This window comes from Campylobacter sp. US33a (assembly GCF_004378855.1).
GTDB lineage: Bacteria > Campylobacterota > Campylobacteria > Campylobacterales > Campylobacteraceae > Campylobacter_D.
This window is the reverse complement of sequence record NZ_RYYL01000005.1, coordinates 74,567-90,260: the sequence shown is the minus strand read 5'-3', so window position 1 is coordinate 90,260 and position 15,694 is coordinate 74,567. Positions and strand designations below refer to the sequence as shown.

The following is a 15,694-nucleotide window of genomic DNA, read 5'->3' as shown; positions in this document are numbered from 1 at the left end:
GATGAAAAATGATTTTTATTGATGCTTGTTTGAAGAAAAAAACTCCATATACTCCAGTTTGGATGATGAGGCAGGCGGGTAGATATTTGAGCGAATATATGCAAGTAAGAGCTAGTGCGGGTGATTTTTTATCCCTTTGTAGAGACTATAAAAAAGCCAGCGAGGTAAGCTTGCAACCTGTGGATATATTGGGCGTTGATGCGGCTATTATTTTTTCAGATATTTTAGTCGTGCCTTTAGAAATGGGATTGGAGCTTAAATTTGAAAAAGGCGAAGGGCCGATTTTTCCAAAGCCTATCCAAACAGAAGAGGATTTAGAGAATTTAGATATACAAAAGGGCGTTAGAAATCTTTCTTATGTATATGATGCTTTAAAATTAACAAGAGAAAAATTAGATCCTAGTAAGGCTTTGATAGGATTTTGTGGTAGTCCTTGGACTATAGCTACTTATATGATTGAAGGTGGTGGAAGCAAGAATTATGCCAAGTGTAAAAAAATCCTTTATCAAAATCCTGAATTTTTGCACAAGATTTTAACTAAACTTACTCTTGCTTTAAAATTATATGTAGAAGAGCAAATCAAAGCAGGAGCTAATGCTATACAAATTTTTGATAGCTGGGCAAGTGCTTTAGAAAAAGAAGCTTTTTTTGAATTTTCGTTTAATTATATGCTTGAAATTTCAAATTATATTAAAGAAAAATATCCGCACATTCCTGTGATTTTATTTCCTAAAGGCATTAGTGGATTTTTAGATGGGATTAATGGAAATTTTGATGTTTTTGGCGTGGATTGGAGCACTCCTTTAAATTTAGTCAAAGAAAAATTAGCTTCAAAATACACACTGCAAGGGAATATGGAGCCTTGTAGATTGTATGATAAAAATTCTATTAAAGAAGGTGTTGAAAAAATTTTAGATATCATGAAGGATACTTCGCATATTTTTAATCTAGGTCATGGAATTTTGCCTGATATTCCTGTGGGAAATGTAAAATATTTTATAAAACTTGTTCAAGAAAAATCTTCAAAATGAAAAAAATCGTTTTTGGCCCCATTAGTTCAAGAAGATTTGGGCTATCTTTGGGGCTTGATTTAAGTCCTGATAAAAAACAATGCAATTTTGACTGCGTGTATTGTGAATTAAATGCTGCAAAGCCTCAAGAAAAATCATTAATATATCCAAGTGTTGATGAGATTATAGTAGAACTTTTACAAAGCATTCAAAGTGGAGTTGAGTTTGATTTTATTACGCTAACCGCAAATGGAGAGCCTAGTTTATATCCGTTTTTAGATGAGCTGATTTGGCGTTTAAACAAACTCAAACAAGATAAAAGACTTTTAATTTTAAGCAATGGTAGTGCGGTTTTAAATTCTAAAAGTTTTAATGCACTATTGAAGCTTGATGTTGTTAAATTTAGTCTAGATAGTGCTATTGAAAAGACATTTTATAGAATTGATAGAGCATTAAGGACAATTAAAGTAGATGAATTAATAAAAAAATTTATTGAATTTAAAACACAATTTAGCGGTGATTTAATTATGGAAGTTTTGGTGGTTAAAGATTTAAATGATACCCCTGAAGAAATGCTTGCATTAAATGAAGCATTTGCAAATATAAAGCCTTTAAGGGTTGATTTTAGCACTATAGATAGACCGCCTGCATATCCTGTTAAACCTGTTAGCTTAGAAGATCTTGTAAAGTTAAGTGAATATATTACTAGCGTTCCTGTTGTGATTGCTAAGCATTTTTATAGTGGCTCTAAAATCAATTTTAGCGAAGAAGAAATTTTAAAAATGCTAAAGCTTAGATCTCAAAGTGAGTTTGATGTGGAGGCAAAATTTACACAAGTTTCGAAACGAAATTTACAAAAATTATTGCAAGAATCTAAAGTAACAATGATTGATCTGGCTGGGGTTAAATTTTATAAAGTGAAAAATTTTTAATTTTTTTCAAAAAATCCTTGACAAAGTTTATAAAATTAAATATAATCTCATTTTGTTTTTCACTATTCCGGATTAGCTCAGCGGTAGAGTAGTCGGCTGTTAACCGATTGGTCGTAGGTTCGAATCCTACATCCGGAGCCATTCTTCAATTTATTATTCACACAAAATTTTAAGTCAATTAAATAAGATTTTATTTTTTCAAATTTCACGCCTTAATCCCTGTGGTAAAAAGCGCAAAAGAACAAGCTTTGAGAAATCAAATTTTAGATGCTGTAAGGGTAGCTAAAACACATAAAGAAGTAGTTAAAAATCTTAAAAATATAAAAATAAGCGATAAAGGGCAAAGTAAGATTTTCAAAAATGCCCTAAATGAATATATCAAAGTAAATAACGAACAAAATTCTAAATTAAAAAATGCTTTGATAAAAGAAGGAGTAATCAAAGGTAATGGCTTTTTTATGGATAAGCCAGATCCGAGTAAAGCAAAGAGTGATTTAAATGTTAAGATGAAATTAGAGCCAAATGTAAGAGATTTATCAAAACTTAGCAATGATGAGATTGTGGCTGATTTAGAATACTTAGCCAATAAACATAAAGAAATGTTTAATAAGCCTAGTGATGTTTTTAAGCTCATAAGAGAAATTAAAAATAACCCTACATTCTTTTATAAGAATAATCAATTAGATATCGCATTAATCGGCAAAAGACTAAATGATAATAAATTGGGAAAACTTGGCATAAATAGAAATAATAATGAAATAAGACATATTACAAAATCAAGAAATGCTGATAAAGAAAATGAAAGAATTTTAAAAAGAGATGGTAAAGACCCTTTGGTAGAGTCGCCATACTCTACACAGCTCGTATTGTATAAAAACGCAGAGCCAACGGCGAATGGTGCTGATGCACTTTCAAAGGGCAATAATTCTAATTCTACCCAAGAAAAGCCTAAAAAAAACTTAATCCAAAGACTAGATGATGATATCAAAGCTAAAGAAGAAGCTAAGAAAAATAAAAAAAGCGTAAAAGAAAGATTAGACAAAGACATTAAGGCTAGAGAAAAAGAAAGTGATGAATTTTTTAAAAGATTTGATGAGTTTTTGGGTAAAAATAAGAATTATAAGCTTGATTATTTAGATGATATGGAACTAGACTCACTTGTATACAATATAAATAGAAAATTTATCATTGATGCTAAAGAAAGCATAGATAAAGGTATTAAAAAAGATATACCTAGTCCAATGAGAGATATGATAGAACAAAAATTAAATATCAAAGCTTTAAAGGAATTTGGGACAAATTATGCTGAATACTACCACGATGGAACAAGGGCTATAAAAAAACTTATGTTAGAAAAACAAGGACAAGTCGCAGGGGCTTTTCATAGAAAAGATTTAGGCGATATTGATTTGGTTTGGGGAGATGGAAACTTTGGATTAAGTCATATTATTAATAAAAGAAGCAAACAATGGAATAATGAAAAAGCTATTAAATTTATTTCGCACCTTGATGAGAATATCAACAACGGCAAACTTGTAGAAGTTGAAAAAGGTAGAATGGCAATAAAAACTCAATTAACTACCATAATAATAGATAAGAAGGGAAATAATAAATTTGTAATAACTGCTTTTAGAGATAGAAATAATAAAGACTTATAAAGTTTAGCTGGGATAAGTCTTAAGTTGATTTAGTCTAAGGCTTTTATGAGGAAAGACAATAAAATTACGCTAGTTAATTCCTTTTCTTTTTCTCAACCCAGCTTTTGAAAAGATTTAAGAGAAAAAGCAAGAAGATAGCAACTCTCTTGCTTTTACAAAGGGCGAGTTTCTGCCCTTAAACTCTTGATGATTAGAGTGTATCAAAATTAATTTTTTTCAAAAAGAATTTAAGCAAGCAAAAGCTTAAATTCTTCCTTTAATTTTTCATCCATTGCGGATAGATAAATTATAACAAACAAAACTAAATTTAAAATAAAGGAGAAAAAATGAATTCGATGTTATTAAGTTCTGGGGGGGGGTATAGCATTGATACTGGAAATGGAATTAAGGAATTTAAGTATCAAAAAATCACAACACAGAGCTTAGGGTTTAACATCAATATAACAAATCTTGGAGTGCCGAAAAATAAAAAGATATTTTATATTATCAAAGCGACAGCAATTTATGATGGACGCAATGCTATAGTATTTTGTAAAGATATAACGAGTAATGATTTAATAGTAATGGATAAGAGTTGTAAGGCAAATGAAATAATAAAACTTAAGGGATATCATACAACAAATGGAGTTATAACTTATTTAGAAAGTATGTTAGCAAATAATATATCAACTCATAAAAAGTCTTTTAAAAATATTAAAGTGGAGTTTTATTGGGATTAAAGCTAAAGCATATTCTAGCCCCCTTTTTTCAAGGGGAAATCAAGTATTAATAACACTTGACTATAATTATACAAAGTAGTATAATTATGACTATAATTTGTTTTAGCAATATAATCACCTCCTTTTTGGACGTGATTAAATGCCAAAGGTAGCCACCTTTGGCACTCTACCCACTGAAATTATATCTAGCTTAATTTAAAATCCAATTTTTAAAATTACAGTCTATTAAATAGAGATTCTTCGCTTTGCTCAGAATGACGAGTAAGGCTCAACATGACAAATATTGTTATCCTAAACGAGTGAAGTAACCTTTATTATCTTAAGTAAAATGCTTTTTGTCATTCTGAATGAATGTGAAGGATTTCTATGTAAGGGAATTGCAGTCTTTTAATAGAGATTCTCCAAGTTGCACTCTCAGAACAACAAAACAAAGCGTCATGTTGAGCGTAGCGAAATATCGCTATTTTATAGAAGTTTTGCATAGATTCTTCGCTAATACTTAGAATGACAGGAGTAAGTTGCACAGTTAGCTTATTTATCAAAACATCCCTCCCCATCCCCAAAAAATTCTACAAATTTGATACCATCCCACTATTAAAATCCCACCAAAATCAGCCAAAAATTCACTTAAATTGGCATCTCAAATTCCAACTGATTTTTTTGTAAAATTATCAATGATTGTCTTTTTTTGGTTTTAATTCTAAAACAAAAGGAGAAATTATGTATACAACTGATGAAAAATTATATAAAAAAAGAAGAGAATTTTTAAAGCTCGGCACAGCAGTAATGCTAAGCCCAGCCCTAATCGCTACTAAACTCAATGCTCTAAATTTTATTCCAACAACTCAAACACAACATAAAATCACCGATGAAAAACTTGCAACAAGCTATGTCAATTTCTATGAATTTTCGACAAACAAAAAAGAAGCACTCAAATATGCCCAAAATTTCAGCACTCAAAACTGGAAGATAGAGTTAAGCGGAGAGCTTGAAAAGCCTTTAACCTTAAGCATGCAAGATATTTTAAAATTTCAGCTTGAAGAGAGAATTTATCGCTTCCGTTGCGTTGAAACTTGGTCTATGATTGTACCTTGGGTTGGCTTTGAATTGCGAAAACTCATTGAATTTGCAAAGCCTACAAATGAAGCAAAATTCGTGAAATTCACCACACTTTTAGACAAAAGTCAGTTTCCAGATCAAAACGCTTTATTTCCAACTCTTGATTATCCTTATATCGAAGCTTTAAGGCTTGATGAAGCTATGCATCCTTTAACACTCATTGCGCTTGGCATGTATAAAAAGCCTCTTAAGGCTCAAAACGGTGCCCCATTGCGTCTAGTTGTGCCATGGAAATACGGCTTTAAAAGCATTAAGTCCATCGTTAAGATTGAATTTACCAAGACTAGACCACAAACCACTTGGGAGCTTGCAAACCCAAGCGAATACGGATTTTACGCTAATGTCAATCCTACAGTCTCTCATCCTCGCTGGTCTCAAGCAAACGAAAGGGCACTAGGGGAGCTTTTTACTAAGCCCACTTTGATGTTTAACGGCTATGAAAAAGAAGTTGCATCTCTTTATGATGGCTTAGATTTAAGGGTAAATTTTTGATGAAAATTAAATTTTTTGATCTCCTAGCCTATTTAGCCTTTGTTTTAAGTGTGTTTTATAGTGCTTATTGCGTGGTGGATAATATCTTATTTGGCTTTGATCTCATTAAAGAATTGTATTTTTATACAGGGATTTTTGCTCTTATATTTTTACATTTAAGTGCATTTTTTTCACTTTTTAAACTTAAACCCACAAGATCTTACCCTAAAATTTTAGGGCTTTGTGGAGGGATATGGGTTTTTGTGCATTTTTTAGTTTATTTTGTTTTTTCTAAAAATTTAAATTTAACAAAATTATATGAAGATATCACTACAAGAGTTTTTGAGGCGAGCGGTTTTGTGGCTTTTATAATGATTTTTTTGATGTTTTTAAGTTCCTTTAAAGCTTTTAAGAAATTACAAAATATTAGAAAATTAGCTTTTATTTGTCTTTGTATAGCAAGTTTTCATTTCTTTTTATCAGCAAAAATTCCAGCACTTTGGGAGTATTTGGCTTTAATTTTAAGTTTTGTGTATTTGTCATTGCGTTATCAGAAGATATTTAAAAATAAATTTCAAGGTAGATAATGATAATAATGTTTTTCAAAATTATTACCTATCATTAACCTTTCAAATTTATAATTTCTACTTGAAAATATTTAATTATTTTATTCATAGAACGACTCCTTAAAGTATGGTTATCCTAGCTTTGCTAGGGAACCGCTTTTAAAATTCTTAAAAATTTTATCCCTTGAATTCATTATTTTAAGTTACATTTAAGCTTTAAATCTTTTTTTTATGTTATAATTTCACTCGTTAATTTTATTTTAGTAAGGAGAATTCTCATGAAATTAGTGAAACTAAGTTTAGTTGCAGCTCTTGCTGCGGGTGCTTTTTCAGCAGCTAACGCTGTTTCTTTAGAAGAAGCGATTAAAGATGTAGATCTTTCTGGGGTATTAAGATACAGATATGATACTGGTGCAGTTGATAAAACTGATACATATGGTTTTACAGATAACAGATCATCTATCAATAAAAAACAAGACCATAACTTCAGAGCTCAAGTAAATTTCAAAGCAAGCATTGCGGATAATTTCAAAGCTTTTGTTCAATTAGAATACAACAATACTGATGGTGGTTATACTCCAACTGCTAGCAATAACAACAATACAAGTAGCACTGAAGGAACTATTGCTGTAAGACAATTGTATTTAGAATACAACAATGCTGACTATGCTACAAGTATCATCGCAGGTAAGCAACAACTAAACACTATCTGGACTGATAATGATATTGATGGTTTAGTAGGAACTGGACTTAAAATCGTTAATAATAGCATCGATGGTTTAACTTTAGCTGCTTTTGTAGTAGATAGCTTTAATGCAGGTGCTGGAGAAAGTGATACTATTTTAAATTCTAAAGATGGTAATGGTAATCCAAATGCTTTTGGTTTTAACCCATATGAGCATAATCTTTATGGTGCTGCTTTAATTGGTTCTTATGAAGCACTTGGTGGAACTATCAATCCTCAATTATGGTTATCATACCTAAATAACTCTGCTTTCTTCTATGCTGTAGATGTAGCTTATAACACTACTATTTTTGGTGATGTAAATTGGGGCTTAGAAGCTGCTTATTTAGGAAACTCTGTTGATAATGAACTTCAAGATGAATTTATAGGTAAAGATGGTGTAGGTAATGGCAACTTCTTTGCTCTTAAAGGAACTTTAGCTGCTTATGGTTGGGATGGAAGCCTTGGTGGGGTTTACTATGGTGATAAAGATCAATTAACTTTCACAACTTTAGAAGATAATGGTAATATCGGACATCTTTTTGCAGGTCAAGAATTAAAATATACTGATGGTTCTCACTTAAGTGGCGATTTTGGTAGAAATATCTTTGGTTATGTAACTTTAGGTTATACTTTCAATGAAACTGTAAGACTTGGTGGAGACTTCGTATATGGTGGAACAAAAACAGGTTTCACAGAGATTGATAATGGTGGCGGAGATAAAATGGAATTGGTTGCAAGGGTAGATTATAAATACTCTCCAAAATTATCTTTCCAAGCTTGGTATTCTTATGTTGATGTAGATGGTAATAGTGATGCAACACAAGGACAAAAAGATACTGTAAGACTTCAAGCTCTTTACAAATTCTAAGAATTTAAACTCTTAGATATTTTTCAAGGCGTGTTTTTTAACACGCCTTTTTTTATTTCTGATTTTTAAATTTGCTTCTTATCTTTTAATTTTTGTTTTAAATTTATGGAATGATTTTTGCTTTTATTTTTTAACATCAAAAGGAGAACTTATGTTAGAGATTAGAAAATTAGATTCAAATTCAGTATTTTCAAATACCAAAATCAAAGAAAAAAACATTTCAAAAGATGAATTTCAAGCTTCTTTAAATGAAATCAAAAAAGAACAAGAAAAAGATAACAAATCATTTTTAACCAACGAAGACTTAGATCTTTCTAAAATAAAGTCCGATTTTAGTGCTTATGCTTTCCAAAAACTTCAAGCCGATCAGCAAAAAGAGAATGAAAAAACCATTATTGATAAGCTTTTTTCAATCATAGATAAAAACAATGGCATAAAATGATAAGTGCTGTAAATTTTTCATATCAAAATCAAACTAGAGAATGATTCCAACAAAAATTAAAATAATATTGGATATAATCATATTATTAAAAAATAAGGAGCAAATATGTTTGATTATGCAAAATATGAAAACGCAACGCAAAAAGAAATCATACACGCTTTAAATTTAACGCAAAGAAAATCAGAAAAATTAAATCAACAAATAAAAGAAAATAAGGAGATTTTTAAATTTTTACAAAAAAAGTTAAAAGAATCTTTTAGCACCAAAAAAACAAAAAAAGCAGAGCAAAGAAGACCTGAGCTTGATGAAGCGATTGAAGATTATAAAAATGGGAATGTGGAAACTTATGCTAATTTTGAAGAATATAAAAAGGCTATGAATGCCTTATAAAATTACATTGTCTAAAAAATACAAGCAAAAATACAAAAAAGCAAATGCAGATGATAGAATACTAATTGATGAAGTTGTTAAAAAATTATCTAATGATGAAACGCTAGAAACAAAATACAAAGACCACGCACTAAAAGGAAATTATATTGGTTTTAGAGAATGCCACATTAAGCCTGATTTGCTTTTAGTCTATCGCAAAAGAGATGATATTTTAGAATTATATTTGGCAAATTTAGGTAATCATAATAGTATTTTTTAGTCTTCATCAAAAAAAAGAACCAGCTTTGATATATCTTGTGTCTCTTCTTCAACTCTTTTTAATCGCTGAAATTTTTGAAATCTTTTGTATCTGTGATTAGTTGTATTACAAAATCGTTTTTATAAAAAAACTAATCATATAGATGAACTCATAAATATAGCTTGTCATATTTATTTAATTTTTAAACAAATCCTGTAAATTCTTAAAGACTTCATTTTGTGAGTTATCGCTGCTTTGAATTTTGTTTTCGTTTAATTCTATTTCATAGCCTGTAAGCATCGAAGCTAGGCGAATATTAATACCATTTTTGCCGATAGCTTTGCTTTTTTGTTCGCTGTTTAAGGTTGCAATGGCTTTTTTATCTTCAATTTGCACTGAGCTAATGATTGCAGGTGCTAGAGCTCTTGAAATAAGCAAAGCATCTTCGTTGCAGTACTCAATACAATCTATATTTTCCCCATGAAGCTCCCCACTTACGGCATTTATTCTCACCCCTTTAACACCAACTGTCGAACCTATGGCATCTATGTTGGGATTATTACTCATTAGGACGATTTTTGCTCTCTCTCCCGGAATTCTTGCACTAGCACAAATTTTGACAAAACCATCTTTAATTTCTGGGACTTCAGATTCAAGTAGGGCTTCTAAAAATTTTGGACTAGTCCTGCTTAATTCTATTTTTATACCCGAGTTTTTATCCCTATATACGCGTCTGATGACTGATTTTACTACATCTCCTACTTTGAATTTTTCACCTTTGATACGATTTTTTCTTGGTAAAAAGGCACGCAATTCATCGATTTCTATAAAGGTATTTTCTTCGCTATCCACGCGCACCACGCTTCCAAATACCATTTTTCCACACATTTTTTGATATTTTTCAAAAATTGTTTCTTCAAGTAATTTTTGAATGTTATATTCAAGTTCTTTATGTAAAGTATTTGCAGCAGTTCTGCCTAAATTTTCTAAAGAGCATTCATAGGTTAATTCATCACCGATTTCAACCTCGATTGCTTCTTGTTTTGCTTTGCTTAAAGAAATAAAACTTTCATTGTTTTCATTTTGCAATCTTTCATCATTGTCATCAATAACGGTAATTTTTTGATAAAGTTGTAAATTCTTAGGATCGACAAAAAAATCATAATTTTCTCCATATATTTTTTTTGCCGTATTTGTCAAAGCTTTGATAACCTTCTCTTTGACATTTTCTAAGGGTAAATTTTTTTCATTGGCAATAGATTCTATAATATCTGCAATTTTTTCCATAACATTAAAACCTTTTGTTTTTGGGATTTTCAAAGATTGAAGACTAAAATTATAATAAAATAAGCCTTTTAATAAGTTTAATTAAATGTAAAATTTGATAAAATTGCAGATTTTAATATATTAAGGAAAAATCATGGAGTTGAAATTAGCAAGAACTTTAGTAAATGAAAAGCCAAAAAGTATTGGTTTGGATAAAATTGAGGCAGCGGTGGAGCAAGAAGGACAAAAGTTTTTTTATTTTGACAAAGATAATTCGCATAAACAGTTAATTGCTTTAATAGAACATTTTGAAAAAAAAGGTTTGTGTGTTTATCATAGAACAATTAGATATGGACTTGATGATGGAGATTTTATGTATGAGGTGCATATTCTTTGAGCAAGAAACTTTTTATTCAAACTTTGGGTTGTGCGATGAATGTAAGGGATTCAGAGCACATGATTGCAGAGCTTACTCAAAAAGAAAATTACTCTTTAACGCAAGATATTAAAGATGCAGACTTGATTTTAATCAATACTTGTTCGGTGCGTGAAAAACCTGTTCATAAGCTTTTTTCTGAAGTGGGTGCTTTTGATAAGGTAAAAAAAGCAGGAGCAAAAATTGGAGTTTGCGGTTGTACGGCTTCGCATTTAGGTAAGGAAATTTTTAAGCGTGCACCAAGTGTGGATTTTGTTTTGGGTGCGCGTAATATTTCAAAAATAACAAAGGCCATTCATACTCCAAAATTCTTGGGTGTAGATATTGATTATGATGAAAGTGATTTTGCTTTTGCGGATTTTAGAAATAGTCTTTATAAAACTTATATTAATATTTCCATAGGTTGTGATAAGCACTGCACTTATTGTATAGTTCCGCACACTAGAGGTGATGAAATTTCTATACCTTTTAGTATTATTTTTAATGAGGCTAAAAAAGCCGTAGAAAAAGGTGCAAAGGAGATTTTTTTACTTGGGCAAAATGTAAATAATTATGGAAAAAGATTTTCAAATTCGCATGAAAAGATGGATTTTTCAGATTTATTGGAGCGTTTAAGTGAGATAGAAGGCTTAGAACGCATTCGTTTTACTAGTCCACATCCTTTGCATATGGATGATAAATTTTTAGATGTTTTTTCAAAAAATCCTAAAATTTGTAAATCAATGCATATGCCTTTACAAAGCGGATCAAGTGAAATTTTAAAGGCTATGAAAAGAGGCTATACGAAAGAATGGTATTTAGATCGTGCATTAAAACTTCGTTCTTTATGTCCTAAAGTAAGCATTTCTACGGATATCATTGTTGCTTTTCCGGGTGAAAATGAAAAAGATTTTGAAGATACAATGGATGTGATTGAGAAAGTGCATTTTGAGCAAATTTTTTCTTTTAAATACTCCAAACGCCCTTTAACAAAGGCTGCCACTATGCCAAATCAAATTCCTGATGATATTGCTTCCTTAAGACTAACATATTTGCAAGAAAGACACACGCAAATTTTAGATGAAATTATGCCAAAACAAGAAGGTAAAGAATTTGAAGTGTTGTTTGAAGAATTGCGTGCTGATGGGGCTGTGGCAGGTAGAACGGATAATAATTTTTTAGTGCAAGTTAAAGGCAGTGAGGAATTATTGGGTAAAATTTGCAAAGTAAAAATTGCAAATGCAAAGCGTATGGTGCTGTATGGGGAAATCATTTAAATATTCATTTTTAGCCTTTGGAATTTATATTTTACAATGGCTAATTTTTCTAACTTGCAAGAAAGAGTATTTGGGACAAAAACTCGATGATACCCCTTTTGTGATTTTATTTTGGCATGGTAGATTGGCTTTGATGCCTTTTGCATTTAGGTATTTTGAAAAAAAAGGTAAAAAAGCTTATGTGATGATTTCTCATCATAAAGATGGGGATTTGATTGCAAAAAATATAGAATTTTTTAAAATAAATACTATCAGAGGAAGCTCTTCAAAAGGAGCTATTTCAGCCTTAAGGGAGGCTTTTAAAGTTTTGGATAAAAAAGACGATGTAGTTATTACTCCCGATGGTCCTCGTGGGCCTTATCATGGTATTGCAGATGGTTGTATTGCTTTAGCGCAAAAATGTAAAGTGAAGATTTTATTGCTTAATTATGAAGCAAGTGCGTATTGGGAATTTAAAAGCTGGGATAGGATGATTTTGCCTAAGCCTTTTAGTAAGATTGTTTATAGAATTTCAGAGCCTATAGAAGTGGAAAATTTGGATATTGACGAGGCTAAAAAAAGAATTCAGATAAATTTTGATATGATGTATCAAATGGATGGTTTCAAAAATAAGGAATAAAAATGTTTTTTTCTCTAAGAAGATTTATGCACCAATTATTAATATGTGTTATTTTGGAAGAAAGAAATAACATTGTCCGCACCCATAGTGTCAAAAATGGTCAAATTATAGAAATGGATGAAAAAACTTTTGATTCTCAAGATAGATTAATAGCTTATATTCAAAGTCTTATAAAAAATACGCAGCTTTATTATATTTCTGTGTTTTTTTCAGATGTATCGCAAGGGATATTTTTGGAAAGCATTCATAATACAAATAAGCAAAATGAAATGAAAAATATTCAGTATTTAAATATAGAAAATATGCAAATTTACGCTTCTTTAAAAAGCATAGAACAGTATAAAAAAATATTTACTGGCGGAGGGGTGGATTTTATATTTTCACCTTTTGCTTTATTGCATTATTGTGTTAAAAAAGAAAAAATTTTAAATAAAGATTTGATAACTCTTTGTATTTATAAGCATAGTGATTGTATTGCTGTGGTTATTTTTAAAGCAAATAAAGTGGTATTTGGAAGTTTTTTTGAAACTCGTATGAAAGAATTTCCAGAAATTATTTCTGATGATAAAAATGAAGCCATAGAAGAAGGCTTAGAATTTAGTATTGATGAAGAGTATGATGTAAAAGAGCTCGATAGTATGCTTAAGGATAAGTTGGAGCATTTAGAGGAGCAACAACAAAACGAAAAGCTTGAAGATTTTGGAAATGATATGGTGGTTTGTCGTTATATTATTTCTAGCATAGAAGAATTTTATAATAATCCTAACTATAAGAGTAATTTTATTGATGAATTTGTGATTTTTGATAATGAAAATATTTCAAAAGCCACTTTAGAATATATAGAAAATGAAATTTTTCTCACTCCTCAGGTGATTAAAGTTGATACTTTAGAGTTGATGAATGAGCTTATGCGTAAGGAGCTTAAGATATGACTTATAGTTTTGTAAAACCGAAAATTAAACCAGTTTTTAGCTTATTTTTAAGAATTTGGATGGTATTTTTTTTCTTTGGAGCGGGATTTATTGTATTTATTTATTTATTTATTTATATTAAAACCAGTTTTATCTTATCACATATAGAGCAAAAAAAACAAGAATTAATCACCATACAAAATTCCATCGATGAGAATGAAAAATTATTTGTTTTATTGAGTGATCAAAAGGGTTTGGCATTAAGTATTAATGGTAAAGAAGGTGATAATGAAAAATTGCGTTATGATATTGCTAACCTTTTTGATTTGATTGTCAAAACTAACGGAATTAAACTTGATGAGCTTAATATCAATCGTCATTATTTAAGACTTAGTGGAATTACTCCCACTAAAGAAATGTTTTCTTTGTTGATAGAAACTCCATTAAAAAGTGTATTTGATGAGAGTAAAACAAGTTTTTATCGTTTGAAAAATGGTTGGTATAGATTTGTTAGCGTTAATGAAGAAACTATAAGGTTAGATAATGAAAGATAAGAGTTTAGAAGAATTAAATTTTGTTAAGCTTGTTGCTTATGTTTTGAGCTTTATAGCATTGTGTTCTTTACTGATTGTTTTGTTGTTGTTACCTGCATTAAAAGATTATAAAATGGCTAATTATAAGTTAAATAATCAGCAAAAATTGAATGATAATTTTTTGGCGAAATTGCAAGTGAGTAAACAAAGAGTGGAAATATTAAAAGAGGAGAACAATTTTACCTTAAATCAGTTTAATACAGCTTTTAATCAGCAAGATTTTATTGAATTTTTAAAGAATTATTTTCAAGATGTGCGTTTAAAAAAGGCACATGGAGTTGAAAGAGAGGCTTATTTGGTGGAAGAGCTTAATGTTAGTTCCACGATTGATAATCCTCAAATGCTTAATAAATTTTTTAAAGATTTAAATCAATACAAAAATGTTGCCAAAATCAGTTATCCTATAATTTTAAATGCTTCTGGAAATAAGATTGATGTGGAGTTTTTGGTAAAAATTTACTCCACACAAAAATAATTATTCAAAGATGAAAATATCGCTTGTATTTTTATCCATTTGTGGAATGGTGCTGTTGTTATTCTCTGGAATTTGTTTTTGTAAATCTAAAGGATTTTGCAAGGTTTTATCCTCTTGAATTTCGTTAAATTCCAAAGGTGTAAATTCATTAAATTCCAAATTTTTACTTGTGTTATTATCAAGCGTTTGTGTAGGTGTTGGCATTGAGGTGGCTTGAGGCATTTTATTATATAAGGTATCGAGTGTATTTTTGTAAAAGGTTAAAAAGGTTTTATCAATTTCAAAAGCAGGTTTTTCTAAGCCTCTATTTAGTTGTGTTGGAACGGTGCTAATGGTTGTTTTAAATATATTAACTCCCTCGCCACTTTTGATAGGATATACAAGATGTATGGAGGAATCCAAATTAGTATTAGAGCTAAATTCTGTGTAATTTTGTGCGTTAGTGTTATCGACAAAGTCTATTTTTGCCTTAAAACTAAGACTAAGTGTTGAATTTACAGATTCTCCATTGAGCCAGGTGCTTGATTTTTCGATATTATCTTCTTGTATAAAAACGATAATTTTACCTTTTAGAGAATAGGGTGCATTTGAAGTGTTGTCTATTTTATAACCTTTAAGTGCTAATATAGTTTTAATTTGTTCTTCTGTATTTTGTTTTAGAAGCTCAATTTCTTTGTCTAATCTGATTTTTAATATAGAATTTTGGAAATAATCTGAATAATTATTATTTTGCTCTATTTCTATTGTGCTAAAATTAATAGCGATATTGCTTTGCGGTGTTGTTATTTGCGTTGGTGCTAAGGGTTTGAAATTAGGCAAAGAAACATTAATAAATTGTGAACTTGTATTGCTACAAGATATAAGTAAAAATGCAGCAGCGCTTGAAAGTAAAATTTTTTTCATCATTGACCTTTTATACTGAAAATTAAAATTTTAATTATAGCAAGATTAAAGTTTTTTTTGATATATTTTTACTCTTTATACCCAAAATTAGGACT

Annotated in this window: 18 protein-coding genes, 1 tRNA gene and 1 pseudogene; 18 read left to right on the top strand and 2 right to left on the bottom strand. The window is 30.0% G+C overall.

Translation table 11 applies throughout. The features are described from left to right. The first annotated feature begins 8 nt into the window (after positions 1-8). From hemE to ELQ16_RS04875, 12 genes and pseudogenes are all read left to right on the top strand, one after another. On the top strand, positions 9-1,031 hold the full coding sequence (gene hemE / locus ELQ16_RS04925) for a uroporphyrinogen decarboxylase (RefSeq protein ID WP_134238456.1): 1,023 nt from the start codon (positions 9-11) through the stop codon (positions 1,029-1,031). Beyond that, complete coding sequence (locus tag ELQ16_RS04920; protein WP_134238455.1) at positions 1,028-1,942, top strand: radical SAM protein; 915 nt, start codon at positions 1,028-1,030, stop codon at positions 1,940-1,942. Before hemE ends, ELQ16_RS04920 begins: the two co-directional genes overlap by 4 nt. Positions 1,943-2,008: 66 nt before the next feature. Continuing rightward, positions 2,009-2,083, top strand: a tRNA-Asn gene (locus ELQ16_RS04915). 53 nt (positions 2,084-2,136) lie between these two features. Next, positions 2,137-2,986: pseudogene (locus ELQ16_RS10530) on the top strand (hypothetical protein); the annotation flags it as partial. 98 nt (positions 2,987-3,084) lie between these two features. Then, positions 3,085-3,600, top strand: a complete 516-nt coding sequence (locus ELQ16_RS10525) for a hypothetical protein (RefSeq protein WP_166739660.1) — start codon at positions 3,085-3,087, stop codon at positions 3,598-3,600. 326 nt (positions 3,601-3,926) lie between these two features. Then, positions 3,927-4,319, top strand: a complete 393-nt coding sequence (locus ELQ16_RS04905; RefSeq protein WP_134238454.1) for a hypothetical protein — start codon at positions 3,927-3,929, stop codon at positions 4,317-4,319. 720 nt (positions 4,320-5,039) lie between these two features. After that, positions 5,040-5,930 carry a protein-methionine-sulfoxide reductase catalytic subunit MsrP gene (gene msrP, locus ELQ16_RS04900; RefSeq protein WP_134238453.1) on the top strand — a complete coding sequence of 297 codons (891 nt, stop codon included), beginning with the start codon at positions 5,040-5,042 and terminating at the stop codon, positions 5,928-5,930. Then, positions 5,930-6,496, top strand: a complete 567-nt coding sequence (locus ELQ16_RS04895) for a ferric reductase-like transmembrane domain-containing protein (RefSeq protein ID WP_134238452.1) — start codon at positions 5,930-5,932, stop codon at positions 6,494-6,496. Before msrP ends, ELQ16_RS04895 begins: the two co-directional genes overlap by 1 nt. Positions 6,497-6,753: 257 nt before the next feature. Further along, positions 6,754-8,070: a major outer membrane protein gene (locus ELQ16_RS04890; protein ID WP_134238451.1), complete on the top strand. Its 1,317-nt coding sequence runs from the start codon at positions 6,754-6,756 to the stop codon at positions 8,068-8,070. A gap of 151 nt (positions 8,071-8,221) precedes the next feature. After that, complete coding sequence (locus ELQ16_RS04885; RefSeq protein ID WP_134238450.1) at positions 8,222-8,512, top strand: hypothetical protein; 291 nt, start codon at positions 8,222-8,224, stop codon at positions 8,510-8,512. 105 nt (positions 8,513-8,617) lie between these two features. After that, the gene (locus ELQ16_RS04880) at positions 8,618-8,902 is read left to right on the top strand and encodes a hypothetical protein (protein ID WP_134238449.1); all 285 of its coding nucleotides are present in this window, start codon (positions 8,618-8,620) and stop codon (positions 8,900-8,902) included. Beyond that, complete coding sequence (locus ELQ16_RS04875; RefSeq protein WP_134238448.1) at positions 8,892-9,161, top strand: type II toxin-antitoxin system YafQ family toxin; 270 nt, start codon at positions 8,892-8,894, stop codon at positions 9,159-9,161. Before ELQ16_RS04880 ends, ELQ16_RS04875 begins: the two co-directional genes overlap by 11 nt. Positions 9,162-9,335: 174 nt before the next feature. On the opposite strand, the gene nusA is transcribed toward ELQ16_RS04875, so the two are convergent. Further along, on the bottom strand, positions 9,336-10,427 hold the full coding sequence (gene nusA / locus ELQ16_RS04870; RefSeq protein ID WP_134238447.1) for a transcription termination factor NusA: 1,092 nt from the start codon (positions 10,425-10,427) through the stop codon (positions 9,336-9,338). Positions 10,428-10,560: 133 nt separating this feature from the next. On the opposite strand from nusA, the gene ELQ16_RS04865 reads away from it, so the two are divergent. From ELQ16_RS04865 to ELQ16_RS04840, 6 genes are read left to right on the top strand one after another with little or no spacing between them, the layout of a single operon-like run. Further along, a complete protein-coding gene (locus tag ELQ16_RS04865) occupies positions 10,561-10,803 on the top strand; it encodes an HP0268 family nuclease (protein ID WP_134238446.1) in 243 nt (80 codons plus the stop codon). Next, positions 10,800-12,098, top strand: coding sequence for a tRNA (N6-isopentenyl adenosine(37)-C2)-methylthiotransferase MiaB (gene miaB, locus ELQ16_RS04860; RefSeq protein ID WP_134238445.1), 1,299 nt, complete (start codon positions 10,800-10,802; stop codon positions 12,096-12,098). The genes ELQ16_RS04865 and miaB overlap by 4 nt, the downstream gene beginning before the upstream one ends. Next, positions 12,082-12,717 (top strand): lysophospholipid acyltransferase family protein, encoded by a 636-nt coding sequence (locus ELQ16_RS04855; RefSeq protein WP_134238444.1) that lies wholly within the window; start codon positions 12,082-12,084, stop codon positions 12,715-12,717. Before miaB ends, ELQ16_RS04855 begins: the two co-directional genes overlap by 17 nt. A gap of 2 nt (positions 12,718-12,719) precedes the next feature. After that, a complete protein-coding gene (locus tag ELQ16_RS04850; RefSeq protein ID WP_134238443.1) occupies positions 12,720-13,649 on the top strand; it encodes a hypothetical protein in 930 nt (309 codons plus the stop codon). Further along, the gene (locus ELQ16_RS04845) at positions 13,646-14,182 is read left to right on the top strand and encodes a hypothetical protein (RefSeq protein ID WP_134238442.1); all 537 of its coding nucleotides are present in this window, start codon (positions 13,646-13,648) and stop codon (positions 14,180-14,182) included. Before ELQ16_RS04850 ends, ELQ16_RS04845 begins: the two co-directional genes overlap by 4 nt. Continuing rightward, positions 14,172-14,696, top strand: coding sequence for a hypothetical protein (locus tag ELQ16_RS04840; protein WP_134238441.1), 525 nt, complete (start codon positions 14,172-14,174; stop codon positions 14,694-14,696). Before ELQ16_RS04845 ends, ELQ16_RS04840 begins: the two co-directional genes overlap by 11 nt. On the opposite strand, the gene ELQ16_RS04835 is transcribed toward ELQ16_RS04840, so the two are convergent. Beyond that, positions 14,697-15,599 (bottom strand): hypothetical protein, encoded by a 903-nt coding sequence (locus tag ELQ16_RS04835; RefSeq protein ID WP_134238440.1) that lies wholly within the window; start codon positions 15,597-15,599, stop codon positions 14,697-14,699. Positions 15,600-15,694: the final 95 nt, after the last annotated feature.

What these genes read in the sequence shown, in the direction of transcription:
- hemE (WP_134238456.1), top strand. Translation starts at nt 9, where the DNA reads ATGATTTTTATTGATGCTTGTTTGAAGAAAAAAACTCCATATACTCCA.
- ELQ16_RS04920 (WP_134238455.1), top strand. Translation starts at nt 1,028, where the DNA reads ATGAAAAAAATCGTTTTTGGCCCCATTAGTTCAAGAAGATTTGGGCTA.
- ELQ16_RS10525 (WP_166739660.1), top strand. Translation starts at nt 3,085, where the DNA reads ATGGAACTAGACTCACTTGTATACAATATAAATAGAAAATTTATCATT.
- ELQ16_RS04905 (WP_134238454.1), top strand. Translation starts at nt 3,927, where the DNA reads ATGAATTCGATGTTATTAAGTTCTGGGGGGGGGTATAGCATTGATACT.
- msrP (WP_134238453.1), top strand. Translation starts at nt 5,040, where the DNA reads ATGTATACAACTGATGAAAAATTATATAAAAAAAGAAGAGAATTTTTA.
- ELQ16_RS04895 (WP_134238452.1), top strand. Translation starts at nt 5,930, where the DNA reads ATGAAAATTAAATTTTTTGATCTCCTAGCCTATTTAGCCTTTGTTTTA.
- ELQ16_RS04890 (WP_134238451.1), top strand. Translation starts at nt 6,754, where the DNA reads ATGAAATTAGTGAAACTAAGTTTAGTTGCAGCTCTTGCTGCGGGTGCT.
- ELQ16_RS04885 (WP_134238450.1), top strand. Translation starts at nt 8,222, where the DNA reads ATGTTAGAGATTAGAAAATTAGATTCAAATTCAGTATTTTCAAATACC.
- ELQ16_RS04880 (WP_134238449.1), top strand. Translation starts at nt 8,618, where the DNA reads ATGTTTGATTATGCAAAATATGAAAACGCAACGCAAAAAGAAATCATA.
- ELQ16_RS04875 (WP_134238448.1), top strand. Translation starts at nt 8,892, where the DNA reads ATGCCTTATAAAATTACATTGTCTAAAAAATACAAGCAAAAATACAAA.
- nusA (WP_134238447.1), bottom strand. Translation starts at nt 10,427, where the DNA reads ATGGAAAAAATTGCAGATATTATAGAATCTATTGCCAATGAAAAAAAT.
- ELQ16_RS04865 (WP_134238446.1), top strand. Translation starts at nt 10,561, where the DNA reads ATGGAGTTGAAATTAGCAAGAACTTTAGTAAATGAAAAGCCAAAAAGT.
- ELQ16_RS04855 (WP_134238444.1), top strand. Translation starts at nt 12,082, where the DNA reads ATGGGGAAATCATTTAAATATTCATTTTTAGCCTTTGGAATTTATATT.
- ELQ16_RS04850 (WP_134238443.1), top strand. Translation starts at nt 12,720, where the DNA reads ATGTTTTTTTCTCTAAGAAGATTTATGCACCAATTATTAATATGTGTT.
- ELQ16_RS04845 (WP_134238442.1), top strand. Translation starts at nt 13,646, where the DNA reads ATGACTTATAGTTTTGTAAAACCGAAAATTAAACCAGTTTTTAGCTTA.
- ELQ16_RS04840 (WP_134238441.1), top strand. Translation starts at nt 14,172, where the DNA reads ATGAAAGATAAGAGTTTAGAAGAATTAAATTTTGTTAAGCTTGTTGCT.
- ELQ16_RS04835 (WP_134238440.1), bottom strand. Translation starts at nt 15,599, where the DNA reads ATGAAAAAAATTTTACTTTCAAGCGCTGCTGCATTTTTACTTATATCT.